The organism is Bradyrhizobium sp. USDA 4454, assembly GCF_054822705.1.
In genome coordinates this window covers 731829-751149 of record NZ_JBTRCN010000001.1, presented here as the reverse complement: position 1 = coordinate 751149, position 19321 = coordinate 731829, and the positions used below count along the sequence as shown (strand labels likewise).

Sequence of the window (19321 nt, the reverse complement as noted above, 5' to 3'; positions counted from 1 at the left end):
ACTATCATCGGGCAGGCGCGCCGTCTCGTGCGGACGCTGCCTTGGTATCGCTCTTGACGTCGTCTTTGGCGTCGCCGCAGGAGCAGCCGAGGCGGTCGAGCAGACCACACAGCCGCGCCGCATCGGCATCGGACAGTTTCGAGCCGACATGCTTGTCGATCGCGGCGGAATAGGCGTTCCACATCTTCTTCTGCAGCTCGCGGCCGGCCTCGGTGATCTCGACGAACTGGCCGCGCTTGTCGATCTTGCATTCGCGCCGGGCGGCAAGCCCCTCGTCGACCAGCTTGTCGATCAGCCGCGAGGTCGAATATTGCGGGATCAGCATCTGCCGCTCGAGCTCGACCGGGCGCAGCTCGCCGGACGGCGCGCGCGACAGCTCGAGCAGGGCGTCATACCAGGCGAGCGGCGGAAAGCCGGCCTTCTTCAAATCCTGCTCGACACAATCGAGCACGCGGCTCGGCACCCGCATCAGCCGGATCCAGGCGGCCGTCGCCTCGCTCGATAGCTTGCGTTTCATCGTCTAGCCCATAAGGTCCCGGAACCCAGTGTACCGCACTGAATGCATCTGCATCAATCTTGACTATTTCATGCAGGCGCATGTAGGCAATCCCTCTCCGGACGCCAAGAACAAGGGAAGGAATACCCCCATGAAGCTTTATTACTCCCCTGGTGCATGCTCCCTCTCCCCCCACATCGCCCTGCTCGAGGCTGGCCTGCCCTACGACCTGGTCAAGGTCGATCTGCGCGCCAAGAAGCTCGAAAACGGTGACGATTTCCTGCAAGTGAACCCCAAGGGCCAGGTGCCGGCGCTGGCGCTGGACACCGGCGAACTGGTCACCGAAGGGCCGATCATCATCCAGATGATCGCGGACCGGGTCGCCGACCGGAAGCTGGCGCCGGCGCGGGATTCCAACGAGCGCTACAAGCTGCTCGAATGGCTGAACTACATCACGACCGAGTTGCACAAGAACCTCGGCCCGATGTTCTCGCCTGTGCTGTCAGACGACGCCAAGGCGTTCTTCAAGGACCGCGCCATGGGCAAGTTCAAATATGTCGAGAGCCAGCTCGCCGGGCGCGAATATTTGATGGGCAACCAGTTCACGGTCGCCGACGGCTACCTCTTCACCATGATGATGTGGGCGCAGGACCGGCTCGGCTTCGACTTCTCCGGCCTGCCGAATGTGACGGCCTACAAGGCTCGCATCGCGGCGCGCCCGAAGGTGCAGGAAGCGCTGAAGAAGGAAGGCCTGCTGAAGGCGGCCTGAGTTTTCGAGCCGACCTCACCAGACATGAAGGGCCGGAAAATATCCGGCCCTGTCGTATCTGATGAAGCCGCTGGCCGGCCGGTGCACCGCGCCTTCAGGGAGTGATGTGCGGTGCAAACTTTCGCTGCGCGCCGGAACAATCAAACTTAATCCGCATTCTACGAGTCAAGGCTAAGTCGGTGCACTTCCGGCTGAGAGCGTAGCTGTCCTTGTTCGTGCGATCCAACTGACCGACTATGACCTGCGGCGCGCCCTCCGCTCCAACTGGTCTGAAAATGTGACGATCGCCCTGACGCTTTTATTGACCAGCACGCTCGTTGGGCTGGCCACCAGTTTTTACTTTCGGGTTTGGACATTGATGCTGGTATCGCCGCTGATCGCGGTGCTCGCGGCCATCGTGCTCCAATCCGACGGCTATGCCTTTGCCACTGGCGCCCCGATCGTCGTCGCCTGCCTCGCCGTCAACCAGATCGCCTATCTCGCCGGCGCCTTGCTGTCGCCGGACAATGACGGCTCAATTGCGGAAGAAATCGACGGCATTCCAGGCCGCCGCCGCGAGCACAAGGTCCACGGCCAGAACGAATAGGACCAGGCCGATCCACGACGGGCCCTTGCGCCGCAATCGCAGCGGAACAAGCCGTGACGGCGGCGAGAGCGAGAAGGAGCGCTTGCCCGCGGCCTCAGCGGCACTGTCCTTGAGAACGGAACGCATTGCAGGACACCCCAGCCCGGTCGTCGTCTTGCTGATCGTCTTCGATCGACCAGCAAGAGTGATGCCAGCAGCATGGTGCCAGTTGGGAGCAAGCGTGGCGGGACTTTGACCGCCGTGACCGTCACGCTACAGGATCAAGTCGGATCGGTGACCGGCTTGATCCTATCCTATGTCCCGGAGCGGGACGGCGCTTACGCCGCCTGCTTCTTCGGCGGGAAGCGGCCGTAGAAGGTCTCGCCCTTGGCCGCCATCTCCTCGAGCAGCTTCGGCGGCGTGAAGCGCGAGCCGTACTTCTTCTCGAAAGCGTGGCACAGCGCGACGAAATTCTTGGTGCCCATGAAGTCGATATAGGATAGCGCGCCGCCGGTGAACGGCGCGAAGCCGAAGCCGAGGATCGAGCCGACATCCGCCTCGCGCACGTCAGTGATGACGTGATCCTCGACGGTGCGCGCGGCTTCCACCGCCTGCACCACCAGGAAGCGCTGCTTCAATTCCTCCACGCTGAGCGTGTCGGGATCGAGCTGCTTGGGCTGCAGGTTGGCGAGCCCCGGCCACAGGCTCTTCTGGCCCTTGCCCTTCTCGGGATAGTCGTAAAAGCCCTTGCCGTTCTTTCGGCCGAAGCGGCCCTGCTTCTCGACCATCTCGACCATCAGCTTCTTCTGCGCCTGGTCGATCGCGTTGGGGCCGAGATCGGCCTCGGTCGCCTTGGTGATCTTCAGCCCGAGATCGAGCGCGACTTCGTCCTGCAGCGACAGCGGCCCCACCGGCATGCCGGCCATCTTGGCGGTGTTCTCGATCATCGCCGGCGGCACGCCTTCAAGCAGCATCTCGTTGCCCTCGGAGATGTAGCGCATCACGCAGCGGTTGGCGAAGAAGCCCCGGCTATCGTTCACCACAATGGGCGTCTTGCCGATCGCGCGCACATAGTCGAGCGCGGTCGCCAGCGCGACGTCGCCGGTGTTCTTGCCCAGGATGATCTCGACCAGCATCATCTTCTCGACCGGCGAGAAGAAGTGGATGCCGATGAACTTGCCCTGGTCCTTGAACTCTTCGGCCAGCGAATTGATCGGCAGGGTCGAGGTGTTGGAGGCGAAGATCGCGTCCGGCTTCAACAGCGGCTGCGCCTTGGCGTAGGTGTCGGCCTTGACCTTGCGATCCTCGAACACCGCCTCGATGACGAGGTCGCAGTCCGAGATCACGTTGTAGTCTGCCGTGGCCGAGATACGCGCCAGGATGGCGTCGGCGGCCTCCTGCTTCATCCGGCCCTTGGCGATCAGGCCGTCGACCACGGTCTTGGCGTGGCCCTTGCCCTTGTCGGCGCTTTCCTGGTCGCGATCGACCAGCACGACGTCGATGCCGGCCTGCGCCGAGACATAACCGACGCTGGCGCCCATGAAGCCGGCGCCGATCACGGCGAGCTTCCTGACCTTGGTCGGCGGCACGTTGGCCGGGCGGCGCGCGCCCTTGTTCAGCTCCTGCATCGACAGGAACAGCGAGCGGATCATCGCCGCCGCCTCCTTCGAGCGCAGCACCTTGGTGAAGTAGCGCGACTCGACGCGAAGCGCAGCGTCGATCGGCAGCTGCAGGCCTTCATAGACGCAGCTCATGATGGCGCGCGCGGCCGGATAATTGTCGTAAGTCTCGCGGCGATAGATCGCGTTGCCGGCCGGGAACATCTGCATGCCGGCCTTCGAGAACACCAGGCCGCCGGGCAGCTTGAAGCCCTTCTCGTCCCACGGCGCGACCGCCTTGCCGCCGCCCTTGATCCAGTCCTTGGCGGCCTTGATCAGATCGGCCGCGGGCACCACGGCGTGGATCAGGTTGAGCGCCTTCGCACGCGTGAGATTGACCGCCTCGCCCTTGAGCAGGAGCTGCATCGCATCCGTCGGCTGCACGAGACGCGGCACGCGCTGGGTGCCGCCGGCGCCGGGGAACAGGCCGACCTTGATCTCGGGCAGGCCGAGCCGGGTCTTCGGGTTGTCGGCCGCGATGCGGTAGTGGCAGGCCAGGGTGATCTCGAAGCCGCCGCCAAGCGCGAGGCCGTTGATCGCGGCGGCCCATGGCTTGCCCGAGGTCTCGATCGCGCGGAACGACAACGACATCTGGCGGCTCTGCTCGAACAGCATCTGGTTCGCAGCTTCCTCGCCCTTCTCCTCGAAGAGCTGCGCATAGCTGCGGTTCATGCCCTCGAGCATCGAGAGGTCGGCGCCGGCGCAAAACGCCTCCTTCGCCGAGGTGATGACGACGCCCCTGATCGTGGGATCGCCGGTCGTCTGCTTGATAATCTCGCCGATCTCCTGCGTGGAGACCTCGTCGAACACGTTCATCGAACGACCGGGGATATCCCAGGTGACCAGCGCAATGCCGTCGGCGTCGATCTCGAACTTGAAATTCTTGTAAGCCATCTGTTGCTCCCTCGCTGCCGGCAACCGATCTCAGGCGCGGCGGTTGTGTCTCGATCTCGTAGGGTGGGTTAGCGAAGCGTAACCCACCACCTTTCGCGCCGTGGCATGGTGGGTTACGCCTTCGGCCAACCCACCCTACGGCAGTTACACCCGCTCAATGATGGTGGCGGTGCCCATGCCGCCGCCGATGCACAGCGTCACCAGCGCGGTTTCCTTGTTGGTGCGCTCGAGCTCGTCGAGCACGGTGCCGAGGATCATCGCGCCGGTCGCCCCGAGCGGATGGCCGAGCGCAATCGCGCCGCCATTGACGTTGATCTTGGAATTGTCGATGTCGAACGCCTGGATGTAGCGCAGCACCACCGAGGCGAACGCCTCGTTGAGCTCGAACAGGTCGATGTCCGACTTCTTCATGCCGGAGCGCGCGAACAGTTTTTCGGTGACGTCGACCGGGCCGGTCAGCATCATCGCGGGCTCCGAACCGATATTGGCGAAGGCGCGGATCTTCGCCCGCGGCTTCAGCCCGTGCCTGGCGCCCGCCTCCTTGCTGCCGAGCAGCACCGCGCCGGCGCCGTCGACGATGCCGGAGGAGTTGCCGGCGTGATGCACGTAATTGACCTTCTCGACCTCGGGATGCGACTGGATCGCCACCGCATCGAAGCCGGCCATCGCCGCCATCGCCGCGAAGGACGGCTGCAGCTGCGCCAGCGACTGCATCGTCGTGGTCGGGCGCATGTGCTCGTCCTTGGCGAGGATAGTCAGGCCGTTGACGTCCTTGACCGGCACCACCGACTTGTTGAAGCGGCCCTCGTCCCAGGACTTCGCCGCGCGCTGCTGGCTCTGCACCGCATAGGCGTCGACATCATCGCGCGAAAAACCGTATTTGGTCGCGATCAGATCGGCCGAGATGCCCTGCGGCATGAAATAGGCCGGCACCGCCATCGAGGGATCCATCGGCCAGGCGCCGCCAGAGGCGCCGATGCCGACCCGGCTCATCGATTCCGCGCCGCCGCCGATCACGAGCTCATGCTGGCCGCTCATGATCTGGGCCGCGACGAAGTTCACGGCGTCGAGGCCGGAGGCACAGAAGCGACTGATCTGCACGCCCGGCACCTTCTGGCCGAGGCCGGCGTTCAGCGCGGCGAAGCGGGCGATGTCGCTTCCGGCCTCGCCGATCGGATCGACCACGCCGAGTACGACGTCGTCGACGGAGTCCTCGGGCAGGTTGTTGCGCTCCTTGAGCGATTTCAGCGGCACCGTGGCGAGCGCCAGCGCGGTGACCTCGTGCAGGGCGCCATCGGCCTTGCCGCGGCCGCGCGGGGTACGAACGTGATCGTAGATGTATGCCTCAGGCATGACGCCCTCCTTTATATGAGGATCACAATATATACGGAAGGAAGCGCCGCCGCAGCAATGCGGCGGCAATTTTCAAGGCTTTCTTGTTTGACGCGTTTTCTTCATGCGAACCGGTGTCCACTTCGCTGGAAAACGCTTCAGAACGCTTCCGCGGCCAGTTCCATCGTGGTGGCGCTGCCGTTCTGGATTCGCGCCAGATGCACGGCGGTTTCGGGCAGCAGCCTCTCCATGAAGAAGCGGCCGGTCACGAGCTTGGTGGTGAGGTAGGGCGTGGCGCCGGCGGCGGCCTTGTCCTGCGCCACCTTGGCCATCTTCGCCCACATGTAGCCCAGCGCGACCAGACCGAACAATTTCATGTAGTCGGTCGCGGCGGCGCCGGCATTGTCGGGCTTGGTCAGTGCATTCTGCATCAGCCAGCCGGTGGCCTGCTGCAGATGGCCGAGCGCGGTCGAGAGCGGGATGATGAACGGTTTCATCGCCTCGTCGGCGCCATGCTCCTTGGCGAAGGCCGTGACCTCGCCGAAGAACGCCATTATCGCGCGGCCGCCGTCGCGCGGCAGCTTGCGGCCGACCAGGTCGAGCGCCTGGATGCCGTTGGCGCCTTCATAGATCATCGCGATGCGGGCATCGCGCACGAACTGCTCCATGCCGTGCTCGGCGATATAACCGTGGCCGCCGAACATCTGCTGTGCCGAGACCGTGTTGGCGAACCCGGTATCGGTCAGCACGCCCTTCAGCACCGGCGTCATCAGGCCCATGTGATCGTCCGCCGCCTGACGATCCTTGGGATCGTTGGAGCGGTGCGCGACGTCGCTCTTCAGCGCGGTCCACACCACCATGGCGCGCGCCGCCTCGTTGAAGGCGCGGATGGTGAGCAGCGTGCGGCGCACGTCGGGATGCACGATGATCGGATCGGCCGGCTTCTCGGGCGCCTTCGCACCGGTCAGCGAGCGGCCCTGCAGGCGCTCGCGCGCATAGGCAACCGCGTTTTGGTAGGCGACTTCGGATTGCGCCAGGCCCTGCACGGCGACGCCGAGGCGGGCCTCGTTCATCATCACGAACATGCCCTGCATGCCCTTGTTCTCTTCGCCGATCAGCCAGCCGGTGGCGTTGTCGTAGTTCATCACACAGGTGGAATTGCCGTGGATGCCCATCTTGTGCTCGATCGAGCCGCAGCTGACGCCGTTGCGCGCACCGAGCGAGCCGTCGGCATTGACCAGCACCTTCGGCACCACGAATAGCGAGACGCCCTTGATGCCGGCCGGTGCGCCTTCGATGCGCGCCAGCACGAGGTGGATGATGTTGTCGGCAAGGTCGTGCTCGCCGGCGGAGATGAAGATCTTGGTGCCCGTGATCTTGAAGCTGCCGTCCGACTGGCGCACCGCCTTGGTGCGGAGCAGGCCAAGATCGGTGCCGCAATGCGGCTCGGTCAGGTTCATGGTGCCGGTCCACTCGCCGGCGACCATCCTCGGCACATAGGTCTTCTTCTGCTCGGGGGAGCCGTGCACCAGGAGCGCCGCGGTCGCGCCCATGGTCAGCCCGCCATACATCGCGAACGCCATGTTGGCGGAGATCTGGAATTCGTTGACAACCTGCGACAGCGTCACCGGCAGGCCCTGGCCGCCGAATTCCGCCGGCGCCGACAGGCCGAGCCAGCCGCCTTCGGCGACCTGCTTGAAAGCGTCCTTGAAGCCCTTCGGCGTGGTGACGCTGCCATCGTCATTGCGCTTGCAGCCCTCGAGATCGCCGACGCGATTGAGCGGCTGCAACACCTCTTCGCTGAGCTTGGCGGCCTCGCCGAGGATCGCCTCACGCACATCGGCCGACGCATCGGTGAAGCCGGGAAGATTGCCGTAGCGATCGATCTGGAAAACGTCGTTGAGCAGGAAGCTGACGTCTTCGACGGGGGCTTTGTAGGTTGGCATGCTGATCTCCCGGCTGGCTCGTCGCCGCATCTGCGGCCGACGCTCTGCAGCTTGTCCTTGGTTTGTTGCAGCGGACCTTATCCGGTTCGGAAGGTCCGCGGCAGGTGCTAGCGCGACTAAAGCGCGATGAGATTGGGTTTAATCGTCATCGCGCTTTAGCCCTTTGTTTGAGCATGATCTTTTCGGAAACCGCTTCGCGCTTTTCCGGATCATGCTTTACGATTGCGACGTTGCGCCGCTCTGCTTCATCAACTCTTCGCCCATCATCCGATGCAGCAGGTTGATCGCCTTGAGCGGACGCACCATCACCTTGAAATGCGTGATCCGGCCGTCCCCGTCGAATGTGATGATGTCGACGCCATTGAGCTTGATGCCATCGATCTCGTTCTCGAACTCGAGCACCGCGCCGGCGTCGCTCTGCCACTCGCCGAGATATCTGAAGGTCGGGCCGCCGAGTACTTTGGCGGCGCTGGTGAGATATTTGAAGGTGATGTCGCGGCCACGCTGCGGCGTGTGCACGACCGGACTTTCGAACACCGCGTCGGGATGCAGCAGATCCCACAAAGCTGACGTGTCGTGGGACTTCATGTAGGCGTACCACTTGTCGAGGCCCGGCTTGCTCATTCGGACGTCTCCTGCGGCGGGGTTGAAAGCCTGAACGTCGGCAGCACCCGACAAGGCGGCACGCCGATCACCATATGCATATTGACGCATATGCACAGTAACGCATAAAGTCAAGCGAACTCGGGAATGGCCGTTTTGGGAACTGAGATGGAGGTGGGCGTTGGCACTCGGTGACGCAATCCTCGCCTGCCTGACGGAACGTCCGATGACGGGCTATGAGCTCGCCAAGACGTTCGACGCCTCGATCGGCTTCTTCTGGAAGGCCGACCATCAGCAGATCTACCGCGAGCTCTCCCGGCTGCGCGACAAGGGCCATGTCCAGGGCCGCGAGGTGGTGCAATCCGGCAAGCCCAACAAGCTAGTCTACACGCTGACGGCCGAGGGACGCGCGGCGCTGAAGCACTGGGCGGCGCGGCCGAGCGTTCCGCCCTCGATCAAGGACGATCTGCTGGTCCGGCTCTATGCGCTCGACTGCGTCGACATCGAGCCGCTGCGCACCGACCTGATGGCGCGGCTGGAACATCACCGCGACCGCTATGAGCGCTACGAGCGCCTGCTCAACAAGCGCTTCCCCGACGGCACTGCGCCGCCGGCCGATGTCGGCAAGATGCTCAGCCTGCGCCTCGGGATGCGCCATGAGCGCATGGTGGTGGAATGGTGCGAAGAGGCGCTCGACGCACTGTCGGCGATGTCCGGCCGCGGCAATGTGCTGCCGCTCGACGACGGCAAGCGCGAAGGCAACGGCTAGAAACAATCGCGGTACCGCTGACGTTGGACGCGGTGGTTCCGCTTTGCCTGAAAAACGATAGCCCTGTCCTGATCCGGCGCAACAGGTTCCGCAATTCCCTAACTTTAAGGCCCGTCGGCCGTATTCCTTAACCCGTTATTTACCGTGACGGGAAAAAGTCGGCAGTTGAAGCAGACGACCAGCGCAGAATTCGATTGTCTCTTAACGGGAATGCGCGGGGAGGCTGCGGGCGCAGAGTATGGCGCCGGAGTCGGGACCGGACGGAATCATGAATTCGCGCGTATCGTGGAGTGTTGACGGCATCGATCCCTCCGTCCGCGACAGGGCCGAGGCGGCTGCGCGCCGTGCCGGGATGTCGCTGAACGACTGGCTCAATTCCACCGTCGGCGAGCCGAGCCCACCGGATTGGCGCATGGAGCAGCGGCAGCCGATGCCGAGCCGGGAAAGCCGCGAGGTCGCCGATATCCATCAGCGGCTCGACGCGATCACCCGCCAGATCGAACAGATTGCAAAGCCGCTGACGCGCGCCGAAGCGGTGCGCGCCGAGGTGCCGCGCGGCCAGCCCGCCGTCGCACGGCAGCTGAACGACGCGATTTCGCGCCTTGATGCGCGGCTGTCGCAGATCTCGCGGCCCGCAGCCGGCGCGCGAGCCGCAGCCGATGCGTGAACCGCAGATGCAGCGCGAGCCGCAGATCACCGAGCGGCAGCTCGAGGAGAGGCTGCGCCAGGCCGAAGCGGTCGAGCGCGCCGCAGCCCAGGTCTACCGCCCCTCGCCGCCGCTGAGCCCGGCCTCGTTCGATTCCGCGATCGCGGAAATCGCCGCGCGCCAGAACGAACTCGACGGCCCGCCATCAAGGCAGATGCCGCCGCGCAATGCGCCGCCGTTGCAGCAACCGGCGTCGCCGATGGCCGCCCATGCGGCGCCGGCTGCACCCACCGGCCCGGACTTCTCCTCGCTCGAGCGTCATCTGCTCAAGATCACGAGCCAGATCGAGGCGCTGCAGCGGCCCGACCATGTCGAGCAGTCGATCGCGGCGTTCCGCGGCGAGCTTGCGGAAATCCGCCAGGCCATCACCGAGGCGATGCCACGCCGGGCGATCGAATCGATCGAGAACGAGATCCGCTCGCTGCATCACCGGATCGACGAGCTCCGCCAGGACGGCCGCAACGGCCAGGGCCAGGCAATCGCCGGCATCGAACGCGCGCTGTCGGAAATCCGCGAGTCGCTGCGCACCCTGACGCCCGCCGAGCAGCTCACCGGCTACGACGAGGCGATCCGTAATCTCGGCGCCAAGCTCGACATGATCCTGCGCGCCAATGACGATCCGTCGACGGTGCATCAGCTCGAGAGCGCGATCGCGGCGCTGCGCGCCATCGTCTCCAATGTCGCCTCCAACGACGCGCTGCTGCAGCTCTCCGGGGACGTGCACGCGCTGTCGACCAAGGTCGACCAGCTGTCGCAAATGTCGCGCGCCGAGTCGCGCGACGATGCTTTCGCCGGGATCGAGCAGCGCATTGCCGCGCTGGCCTCGTCGCTGGAAAGCCGCGAGCGGCCGGTGGGCCACGACAATACCGACGCGATCGAAAGCGCGATGCGCACCCTGTCGGAGCGGATCGACCGCTTGCAGGTCGGCAACGACAGCTCATCCGCCTTCACCCATCTCGAGCAGCGCGTCTCCTATCTACTCGAACGGCTCGAATCCGCCGACCAGCGCTCCGGCAATCTCGGACGGGTCGAGGAGGGGCTGCATGATATCATGCGGCACCTCGAGGCGCAGCACGCCCACATCGCCTCGCTCGCCGACGCCGCCCGCAGCAACGTCAGCACCTCCTCACCGCAGCCGATGATGGACACGGGCATCGTCGATCTGGTGAAGCGCGAGCTGTCCGACATCCGCTTCAGCCAGTCGGAGACCGATCGCCGCACCCAGGATTCGCTGGAGACCGTTCACAACACGCTCGGCCATGTCGTCGATCGGCTGGCGATGATCGAGAACGATCTGCGCACGGTGCGCACCGCGCCGCCGGCGCCGCCCGCCCCTGCCTATGCCGAACCGCGGATCGAAGCGCCGCGGACGGAGACGCCCCGCGCGGCGACGCCGCAGCCCAGACCCGAATCGTACCAGCCAGAATCGTACCGGCCCGAACTGCCCAATCCTGCGCTGGCGCAGGAGCATTTCATGTCCGCGCCGCGCGAATTCCATGCCGCGCAGCCGGTCGAGACCGCCCCCCCGCCGCTGCCGCCGCGCGCGATCAGCGAGATCCTCGAACCGCATGCGGCGTCCGCACGCGCCGCGATCGCGCCGGAACTGCCGCCGGATCATCCGCTCGAGCCAGGCACGCGCCCCTCGGGCCGCGCGTCGTCGCCGTCGGAGCGGATTGCGGATTCCGAGCGCGCGATCTCTGATCTTCCCGCCGGCAAGAAAGAGCCGGTCTCGACCTCGAGCTTCATCGCTGCGGCGCGCCGCGCCGCGCAGGCCGCCGCCGCGCAACCTGTCAACGAGAAGGCGGCGCGCGCAGCGAACAAGGCCGCGGCCAAGGCCAAGGACAAGGCCGACAAGGCCGCGAAAGCTGCTGCCGCCAAGGCCGGCGCTTCGGCGGCTGGCGCGCCGGAAGCACAGCCTTCGACCATCACCTCCAAGATCCGCTCGCTGCTGGTCGGCGCAAGCGTGGTCGTGATCCTGCTCTCGACCGCCAAGATGGCGATGAACCTGCTCGATACCAGCTCCGCACCACAGGCACCGGCGATCGAGCACAGCGAGCCGGCCGCACCGTCCGTGCAACCGCCTGCCGAGAACTCGATCGCGCCCGCCCCCGCTCCGGCTATGCCGTCCGGCACGCCCGGGCCGTCCATGACTTCGCCGACCCCGCTCGGCCGCCAGTCCAACAACACGGCGGCGCCGAACACGCTCGACAGCGCGCAGGTGACGATCCCTCAGGCGCCAGCACCCGCGGCAGCGCCTGAGCCCGCGGCGCCACCGGTCGCCGCCAGCAGCGACATCACCGGCACGATTCCGACCGCGCCGCCGCTCGGCGGCAAACTCGCCACGATCCAGATTCCGGCCGGCGAGAAGCTGCCCGACGCGATCGGCGGCCCGGCGCTGCGCACCGCCGCGATCAAGGGCGATGCGGCCGCGGCCTATGAGGTCGGCGTCCGCTTTGCCGAGGGCAAGGGTGTTCCCGCCAATGTCGACGAAGCCGCCAAATGGTATGGCCGCGCGGCGCAGGCCGGCGTGGTGCCGGCGATGTTCCGGCTCGGTACGTTCTACGAGAAGGGCCTCAGCGTGAAGCGCGACTTCGACGTGGCGCGGCGCTTTTACGTGCAGGCGGCCGAGCGCGGCAACGCCAAGGCGATGCATAACCTGGCCGTGCTCGACGCCGATGGCGGCGGCAAGGGAGCGGACTACAAGAGCGCCGCGCAGTGGTTCCGCAAGGCGGCCGATCGCGGCGTCGCCGACAGCCAGGTCAATCTCGGCATCCTCTATGCGCGCGGCATCGGCGTCGAACAAAACCTCGCCGAGTCCTTCAAATGGTTCAGCCTCGCCGCCGCGCAGGGCGACGCCGACGCCGGCCACAAGCGCGACGATATCGCCAAGCGGCTCGACCCGCAGTCGCTGGCCGCCGCGAAGCTTGCGATCCAGACCTTTACCCCCGAGCCGCAACCGAGCGATGCGGTCAACGTGCCGGCCCCGGCCGGTGGCTGGGACGGCGCCGCCGCACAGCCCGCGGCGGCGAAGCCGGTCAAGCAACTGTCGAAGCGAACCGCGGCGCTGGCCGCTCCCGCCCACTAAAGCGCGATAAGATTTAGTTATCGCGCTTTAGCCCTTTGTTCGAGCATGATCTCTTCGGAAAACCGCTTCGCACTTTTCCGGATCATGCTTTAGGACAACAAGAGTTGCGGCGCCTTGACGGCGCCGCTGTCTTGTCCGTCCGCCCTTCCGCCGTGTAGACAGGCGCGCAGTCCCGCGCCGATTGCGCACGCGTTCCGGAGGGTCAGGCTTGTCTGTCGACGATCGTCAGGAGGATGGAACGGGTCACCGTTCGTCGCCGACCGGTCCCCGCGTCGCCCCGCGGCGCCAGACCCCGTCGCCGTTTGCGGCGCGTCCCAGCACTCCGCCACCGCAAGGGAACGTGGCATCGCCGCGCGGCAGCTTCCGGTTCTCGTTCCTGTCCATCATCATCTTCGTGCTGCTGCTGTCGAGTATCGCCATCCAGGCCTATCGCGACCTGTCGCAGCCGGGCGCCTGGGACTTCTGGCGCGAGACCTATGTCGCGGCGAGCATGACCTCGGCCGCGATTCCCGATGTCGATATCGACGGATCGGGCCGCGGCCGGCGCGCGCTGGCGATCAGCGGCAAGATCGGCTCGGCCAGCGCGAGCTGGCTCCGCGACCGGCTCAGCGAGGCGCGGCTCGCACCAGGCGATGTCGTGCTGCTGTCGTCGCAGGGCGGCGCGCTCAACCAGGCCGCCATCATGGGCGAGGTGATCCGCTCACACGGGCTCGTCACCGCGGTGGCCACATCAGACGTCGCAGGCAAGCTCCGCCCCGCCGCCTGCGCCAGCGCCTGCGTTCTGGTCTATGCCGGCGGTGTGACCCGCTATGGCATCGCGGGCTCGCGGCTCGGCGTGCATCGCTTCACGACCAGCGCGCCGGTCAGCGATCCGCTCGCCGAGGCGCAGCGCATCCAGGGCATGGTGCTGGGCTACATGACCAAGATGGGCGTCTCGTCTGCCATCGTCGAGGCGATGTCGCAGACCTCGGATATCCGCTGGCTGAGCCCGAAGGAAGCGCTCGCCCTCAACCTGATCACCAAGCCGGTCGACCGGCCCTGAGCCAACGCCGCGGCATTAATCTAAATTATCAACCACGTGCGCAGGAGAACGGCAGCCTGCGGCGAAAAATGCCGTCCGCGACGGAATCTTTAGTCCCTCCTCCCGCCGATATCGGTTATGCAAGAACGCGGCAATCGACCCGCGTTCGCCTGCGTCTTGCGCGCCGACCGGATTCGTTCAGCCGGAGAAATGCCCGACCCGAACGACATCACGCCGTGATGCGGCCTTGCGCCCCAGCATGCGGCGACCCGACAAGAAGCGACGCGCGTGCAGCTCTACCTCCCGATCGCCGACATTCCGGTTAATGTCTTCCTCATCCTGGCGATGGGCGCGGCAGTTGGCTTCGTCTCCGGCATGTTCGGGATCGGCGGCGGCTTCCTGATGACGCCGCTTTTGATCTTCGTCGGCATCGCGCCCGCGGTCGCGGTGGCTTCCGTCGCCAGCCATATCGCGGCCTCCTCGTTCTCCGGCGCGATCTCGTATTGGCGCCGGCGCGCGATCGACCCGCTGCTGGCCACGGTGCTGCTGGTCGGCGGCACGATCGGCACCGCGCTCGGGGTCTGGACTTTCACCTTCCTGCGCTCACTCGGCCAGCTCGACCTGATGATCGCGCTATCCTACGTCATCCTGCTGACCACGGTCGGCGGGCTGATGTTCTGGGAAGGGCTGCGCGCGATGCTGCGCGCCCGCGGCGGTCGCCCGGTCGCGCTGCGCAAGCCGGGCAGCCATCGCTGGATCCACGGCCTGCCGTTGAAGCTGCGCTTCAAGCGCTCCAAGATCTACCTCTCGGTCATTCCGGTGGTCGTGGTCGGGCTTGCGATCGGCTTCATCGGCGCGGTCATGGGCATCGGCGGCGGCTTCATCCTGGTGCCGCTGATGATCTACGTGCTGCGGGTGCCGACCTCGACCGTGATCGGCACCTCGATGGTGCTCACCCTCGTCACCATGGTGTTCGCCACCCTGCTGCACGCCGTGACCAACCATCTGGTCGACGCCGTGCTGGCGCTGATCCTGATGATCGGCGGCGTCACCGGCGCGCAGTTCGGCGCCCGCGCCGGCCAGAAGATCCGCGGCGAGCACCTGCGCCTGCTGCTCGGCCTCCTGGTGCTTGCGGTCGGCATCCGCTTTGCCGTCGAGCTGGTGATCCGGCCGCAGGATCTCTACAGCATCCGCGAAACCGGCGGAGCCCCGCCATGAGGCTCTGCGCGCCGCTTGCGATCATCGGCCTCATCATCGCCACCGTGGCGGCGGCGCCCGCTCATGCCGAGCGGCTGATCGTGTCGGTCTCCAACCACCGCGTCACGGTGACGCCGAACTATTCCGGCGGCGAGCTCGTGCTGTTCGGTTCGGTCGAGAAGGACGACAAGACGCCGCCCAATCGCAGCAATTACGATCTCGTCGTCACCGTGTCGGGCCCGCGCGCCAACATGGTGACTAGGCGCAAGGAGCGCAGATTCGGGATCTGGATCAACACCGACTCGCGGCAGTTCCTGCAAGTCCCCGGCTATCTCGCGCTGTTCTCCAATCGCCCGTTCGACCAGATCGCATCGCCGGAGGTGCAGCGGCGGCAGCAGATCGGGCTCAACAACGTGTTGCTGATGCAGCGAGTCGGGCCTGATTACGCTGACGTGGTGCCGAACGACCCGTTCCGCAGCGCTTTCGTCCGGCTGCGCTCCGAGCACGGGCTGTACAGCGAGGCGACCTCGGCGGTGACGTTCCTGACGCCGACCCTGTTCCGCACCGGCATTCCGCTGCCGGCCGAGGTGCCGATCGGCACCTACAACGTCGAGATCAAGCTGTTCTCCGACGGCGCGCTGGTGACCAAGACCGAGAGCGCGTTCGAAATCGTCAAGATCGGCTTCGAGCAGTTCGTCGCCACCACTGCGCGGCAGAACGGCCTGGTCTACGGCCTCGTCACCGCGTTCATGGCGCTGATGACCGGCTGGATGGCCTCGATCGTGTTCAGGAAAGACTAAAGATTAGAAGCGCAGGTCGAGCGAAGCGATACCCAACATCCGGAGCCTGGTGGCATGATGGGTATCGCTGCGCTCCACCCATCCTACGATCCACGCAACGCGCTTTCGAACGCGTCGCTCAGGATCGAGAGGCCGAGATCGATCTCGTCATCGCTGATCGTCAGCGGCGGGGCGATGCGGAATACGCTGCCCATGCCGGGCAACTGCACGATGTTGGTGGTCAGTCCGAGCTCCATGCAGCGCTGCGACACACGCGTCCCGAGCGCTTCGTCAGGTTCTTTGCTGAAGCGGTCGCGCACGATCTCGATGCCCTGCATCAGTCCCCTGCCGCGGACGTCGCCGATGCATTCGAACCGGTTCTGAAGCGCGAGCAGCCCGTTCCTCAGCCGCGCGCCCGCGATCCCGGCGCGCGCGACCAATCGGTCGCGCAGGATGATCTCGATGACCTTCAGCCCGACGGCGGCCGGCATCGGGTCCGACACATGGGTGGTGTAGAACAGGAAGCCGCGTTCGTGACAGCGCTCCTCGACCCCGGCTGACGTGATGACCGCGGCCAGAGGCAGGCCGGCGCCGAGCGTCTTCGACAGGGTCAGGATATCCGGCACGACACCATCGCGCTCGAACGCGAACATGGCGCCGGTTCTGCCAAGCCCCGTCTGCGCCTCATCGATAATCAGCAGCATGCCGCGCGCGCGGCACAGCTCCTTCAGCGCAGCAAGGTAGCCCTCGGGCAGATCGATCAGCCCGCCGGAACTCAGGATCGGCTCGGCGATCATGCAGGCGAGCGAGCCGGTCGATTGGCGATCGACCAGATCGAACGCGTAGGCGAGTTCAGCGCGCCAGTCGGCCGCCTGGCCGAAGCGCGGGCGATAGGGATTGGGCACCGGGATCGCGAGCGAGCCGACCGGCGCAGGACCATAGCCCTTGCGGCCGGCCGAGTAGGTCGCCCCCGCCGCGCCCGATGTCATGCCGTGCCAGGACTGCGCGAACGCGACGGTCTCGAAACCGCCGGCGAAGAGCTTGGCCATCTTGATGGCCGCCTCGTTCGACTCAGCGCCCGTGCTCAGCAGCATGACGCGATCAAGCCCCGGCGGCAGCAGGTCCGCGAGCTTCTCGGCCAGCGCGACCACCGGGCGCGTCAGCATGCCGCTGAACAGATGGTCGAGCTGCTCGGCATGCGCGCTGATGGTCCGGACGATCTCCGGATGGCCGTGACCGAGCACGGCGCTCATCTGGCCCGACGTGAAATCCAGGATGGCGCGGCCGTCGGCATCATAGACGAAGGACCCGGAGGCGCGCTCGATGATGACGGGCGCGAACGTCCCGCCATAGCGAATGAGGTGACGCCGCGCACGATCCCAAAAGACTTTGTCGTCATTTCCGCTCATGCCAACTCCCTGCCCGTCACCGCGGTCGTGGACTTTGCAGGGCATCTTATGCCTTCATCGGGGCAATGACATTGCGATTTGAAATGCATTTCATCCGATCTTCTGCAATAAATTGCGCAAAAGGCGGAAAGTGCGAAAGAAATGGGAACCACGATCGCGATCGACGAGCTGGACCGGAAAATCCTCGATGTGCTGCAGGTCGAGGGACGGATCACCAATCTCGAGCTGGCCGACCGGATCGGCCTCTCGTCCGCCCCATGCCTGAGGCGGGTCCGGACGCTGGAGGAGGCCGGCGTCATCGACTCCTATGTGGCGCTGGTGGACCCCGCACGCCTTGGACTGGGGTTCGACGTGATCGTCGAAGTCCGCCTCAAGCAACAGAACCGGGACTCCTTCGAACGCTTCGAGAAGAAGGTGACCGGCCTTCCGGAGGTCGTCGAATGCTGCATGATCGCCGGCGATTGGGATTATTCGCTCCGCGTCGTGTCGTCCGACCTCGCGCGCTATCAATCCTTCATCCTCGACCGCCTGATGCATCCGGACAGCGATATCGCGAGCTATCGCACCACCATCATCCTGCGAAAGGTCAAATCGACCACCAAGATCGATAGCTCGCTGTTCTGACCGCAAGAGCTTGTAGGTTGGGTGGAGCGGAGGCTATACCCAACATCGTCGCCACGAAACCGATGGGTATCGCCGCGCTCCACGCATCCTGCAGGCAAGATTAGAGAAGGAATCCGATCACCATCGCGATCACGCTGAGCGCCATCGCGCCGGTCGAGAGCCAGCCCAGCCAGTAGAGCCACGCGCCGATCACGAAGCGGCCCATCACCTCCTTGTGGCGGGACATGAACATCAGCAGCACCATTACCGGCACTGCGAGCACGCCGTTGACGACCGCGCTCCAGTACAGCGCCGAGATCGGATCGATCGGCGTGAAGTTGAGCGCGATGCCGATGCCGCCCGACAGCGCCAGCACCGAATAGAATGCGATCGCCTCCTTCGGCTTGCGCGCCAGTCCGACCGGCCATCGACGTCCCTCGCTGACGGCGTAGGCCGTGGCACCCGCAAGCACCGGGATCGCCAGCAGGCCGGTGCCGACGATGCCGAGCGCGAAGATCATTTCGGCAAACGGTCCTGCGATCGGGCGCAACGCCTCGGCGGCCTGCGCCGAGGTCTGGATGTCGGTCTTGCCGGCCGCATGCAGCGTGGCCGCGGCAGTGACGATGATCGACAGCGCGATCAGGTTGGAAAATGCCATGCCCGTGATGGTGTCGGCGCGGATGCGCGAGAATTCGCGCTGCGCGCCGTAGTGCCGCTTGATCAGCGGATGCTTGTTGGGATCGACCCGCTGCTCCTCGGCCTCCTGCGAAGCCTGCCAGAAAAACAGATAGGGCGAGATCGTGGTGCCGAGGATCGCGACGATGGTCGTGAAATAGTCCGCGCTCCAAGTGACGCGCGGCAGGAGCACGCCTGCCAGCACCTCTGTCCACGACACCTTGGCAAAGGCGAGCGCCGCGACATAGGCGAACAGGCTGAGCGTCAGCCATTTCAGCACAGCGACGTAGCGTCGGTAATTCATGAAGATTTGTGCTGCCACCGAGGTCACGCCGAACAGCACGACATAGACGATCGCAGGACCTCCGATCAGCAGCCTGGTCGCGTCGGCCATCGCCGACAGGTCGGCGGCGATGTTGACGGTGTTGGCGATGAACAGCAGCGTCACCACGACAGCGAGGAGCCAGCCGGGATAGTGCCTGCAGACATTGCCCGCAATGCCGTGCCCGGTGACGCGGCCGACCCGCGCCGAAATCTCCTGGATCGCGCTCATCAGCGGGAAGGTCAGCAGCATGGTCCAGCCGATGCCGTAGCCGAGCTGCGCGCCGGCCTGGCTGTAGGTGCCGATGCCCGAGGGATCGTCGTCGGAGGCCCCGGTGATCAGGCCGGGGCCGAGCGCCTTGATGATACGGCTGAAGCTGAACGGTTGGCGCCGAGGCTTTGCCGCCGGCGCATCGTCATCTTGGTCGTGGTGCGAGATCGTCCCTTGCCGCGTCATGTCCAGTTCCAGCGTCTGACAACGAGCCGGATACCG

General features: G+C 65.5%; 14 protein-coding genes and 1 pseudogene. 8 read left to right on the top strand and 7 right to left on the bottom strand.

Going from position 1 to position 19321, the window contains the following annotated elements:
* Positions 1–4: 4 nt before the first annotated feature.
* A complete protein-coding gene (locus ACVIW0_RS03405; protein ID WP_461351044.1) occupies positions 5–517 on the bottom strand; it encodes a MarR family winged helix-turn-helix transcriptional regulator in 513 nt (170 codons plus the stop codon).
* Between the two features lie 130 nt (positions 518–647).
* Between ACVIW0_RS03405 and gstA the strand changes: the two genes are divergently transcribed.
* Together gstA and ACVIW0_RS03395 are read left to right on the top strand one after the other, a co-directional pair.
* On the top strand, positions 648–1265 hold the full coding sequence (gene gstA, locus ACVIW0_RS03400; RefSeq protein WP_461351043.1) for a glutathione transferase GstA: 618 nt from the start codon (positions 648–650) through the stop codon (positions 1263–1265).
* A 277-nt stretch (positions 1266–1542) separates the two neighbouring features.
* Complete coding sequence (locus ACVIW0_RS03395) at positions 1543–1851, top strand: hypothetical protein (protein ID WP_461351042.1); 309 nt, start codon at positions 1543–1545, stop codon at positions 1849–1851.
* Between the two features lie 317 nt (positions 1852–2168).
* Here ACVIW0_RS03395 and ACVIW0_RS03390 read toward each other — a convergent pair whose 3' ends face one another.
* The 4 genes from ACVIW0_RS03390 to ACVIW0_RS03375 all read right to left on the bottom strand — a co-directional run bounded on the left by ACVIW0_RS03390 (position 2169) and on the right by ACVIW0_RS03375 (position 8284).
* Positions 2169–4382, bottom strand: a complete 2214-nt coding sequence (locus ACVIW0_RS03390; RefSeq protein WP_461351041.1) for a 3-hydroxyacyl-CoA dehydrogenase NAD-binding domain-containing protein — start codon at positions 4380–4382, stop codon at positions 2169–2171.
* Between the two features lie 144 nt (positions 4383–4526).
* Positions 4527–5735, bottom strand: coding sequence for an acetyl-CoA C-acetyltransferase (locus ACVIW0_RS03385; RefSeq protein ID WP_461351040.1), 1209 nt, complete (start codon positions 5733–5735; stop codon positions 4527–4529).
* 137 nt (positions 5736–5872) lie between these two features.
* Entirely contained in the window at positions 5873–7660 is a 1788-nt protein-coding gene (locus ACVIW0_RS03380; RefSeq protein WP_461351039.1) for an acyl-CoA dehydrogenase C-terminal domain-containing protein, read from the bottom strand.
* A gap of 216 nt (positions 7661–7876) precedes the next feature.
* On the bottom strand, positions 7877–8284 hold the full coding sequence (locus ACVIW0_RS03375) for a nuclear transport factor 2 family protein (RefSeq protein ID WP_461351038.1): 408 nt from the start codon (positions 8282–8284) through the stop codon (positions 7877–7879).
* 160 nt (positions 8285–8444) lie between these two features.
* Here ACVIW0_RS03375 and ACVIW0_RS03370 point away from each other — a divergent pair, with 160 nt between their 5' ends.
* From ACVIW0_RS03370 to ACVIW0_RS03350, 5 genes and pseudogenes are all read left to right on the top strand, one after another.
* Positions 8445–9032, top strand: a complete 588-nt coding sequence (locus ACVIW0_RS03370; protein WP_461351037.1) for a PadR family transcriptional regulator — start codon at positions 8445–8447, stop codon at positions 9030–9032.
* A gap of 268 nt (positions 9033–9300) precedes the next feature.
* A pseudogene (locus ACVIW0_RS03365) lies at positions 9301–12823 on the top strand (tetratricopeptide repeat protein).
* Positions 12824–13031: 208 nt separating this feature from the next.
* Positions 13032–13865 carry a COG3904 family protein gene (locus tag ACVIW0_RS03360; RefSeq protein ID WP_461351036.1) on the top strand — a complete coding sequence of 278 codons (834 nt, stop codon included), beginning with the start codon at positions 13032–13034 and terminating at the stop codon, positions 13863–13865.
* Positions 13866–14132: 267 nt separating this feature from the next.
* A complete protein-coding gene (locus tag ACVIW0_RS03355) occupies positions 14133–15062 on the top strand; it encodes a sulfite exporter TauE/SafE family protein (RefSeq protein ID WP_461351035.1) in 930 nt (309 codons plus the stop codon).
* Complete coding sequence (locus ACVIW0_RS03350) at positions 15059–15841, top strand: TIGR02186 family protein (protein ID WP_461351034.1); 783 nt, start codon at positions 15059–15061, stop codon at positions 15839–15841. The genes ACVIW0_RS03355 and ACVIW0_RS03350 overlap by 4 nt, the downstream gene beginning before the upstream one ends.
* Before the next feature lie 83 nt (positions 15842–15924).
* Here the strand turns inward: ACVIW0_RS03350 and ACVIW0_RS03345 are convergent, their stop codons facing one another.
* Complete coding sequence (locus ACVIW0_RS03345) at positions 15925–17229, bottom strand: aspartate aminotransferase family protein (protein WP_461351033.1); 1305 nt, start codon at positions 17227–17229, stop codon at positions 15925–15927.
* 141 nt (positions 17230–17370) lie between these two features.
* Here ACVIW0_RS03345 and ACVIW0_RS03340 point away from each other — a divergent pair, with 141 nt between their 5' ends.
* A complete protein-coding gene (locus ACVIW0_RS03340) occupies positions 17371–17853 on the top strand; it encodes an Lrp/AsnC family transcriptional regulator (protein WP_461351032.1) in 483 nt (160 codons plus the stop codon).
* Positions 17854–17953: 100 nt separating this feature from the next.
* Here ACVIW0_RS03340 and ACVIW0_RS03335 read toward each other — a convergent pair whose 3' ends face one another.
* Complete coding sequence (locus ACVIW0_RS03335) at positions 17954–19285, bottom strand: NRAMP family divalent metal transporter (protein WP_461351031.1); 1332 nt, start codon at positions 19283–19285, stop codon at positions 17954–17956.
* Positions 19286–19321 lie beyond the last annotated feature (36 nt).

Excerpts from the sequence above, each read along its gene's own strand:
- ACVIW0_RS03350 (WP_461351034.1), top strand. The coding sequence starts at position 15,059 with ATGAGGCTCTGCGCGCCGCTTGCGATCATCGGCCTCATCATCGCCACC.
- gstA (WP_461351043.1), top strand. The coding sequence starts at position 648 with ATGAAGCTTTATTACTCCCCTGGTGCATGCTCCCTCTCCCCCCACATC.
- ACVIW0_RS03345 (WP_461351033.1), bottom strand. The coding sequence starts at position 17,229 with ATGAGCGGAAATGACGACAAAGTCTTTTGGGATCGTGCGCGGCGTCAC.
- ACVIW0_RS03380 (WP_461351039.1), bottom strand. The coding sequence starts at position 7,660 with ATGCCAACCTACAAAGCCCCCGTCGAAGACGTCAGCTTCCTGCTCAAC.
- ACVIW0_RS03375 (WP_461351038.1), bottom strand. The coding sequence starts at position 8,284 with ATGAGCAAGCCGGGCCTCGACAAGTGGTACGCCTACATGAAGTCCCAC.
- ACVIW0_RS03390 (WP_461351041.1), bottom strand. The coding sequence starts at position 4,382 with ATGGCTTACAAGAATTTCAAGTTCGAGATCGACGCCGACGGCATTGCG.
- ACVIW0_RS03340 (WP_461351032.1), top strand. The coding sequence starts at position 17,371 with ATGGGAACCACGATCGCGATCGACGAGCTGGACCGGAAAATCCTCGAT.
- ACVIW0_RS03335 (WP_461351031.1), bottom strand. The coding sequence starts at position 19,285 with ATGACGCGGCAAGGGACGATCTCGCACCACGACCAAGATGACGATGCG.
- ACVIW0_RS03405 (WP_461351044.1), bottom strand. The coding sequence starts at position 517 with ATGAAACGCAAGCTATCGAGCGAGGCGACGGCCGCCTGGATCCGGCTG.
- ACVIW0_RS03385 (WP_461351040.1), bottom strand. The coding sequence starts at position 5,735 with ATGCCTGAGGCATACATCTACGATCACGTTCGTACCCCGCGCGGCCGC.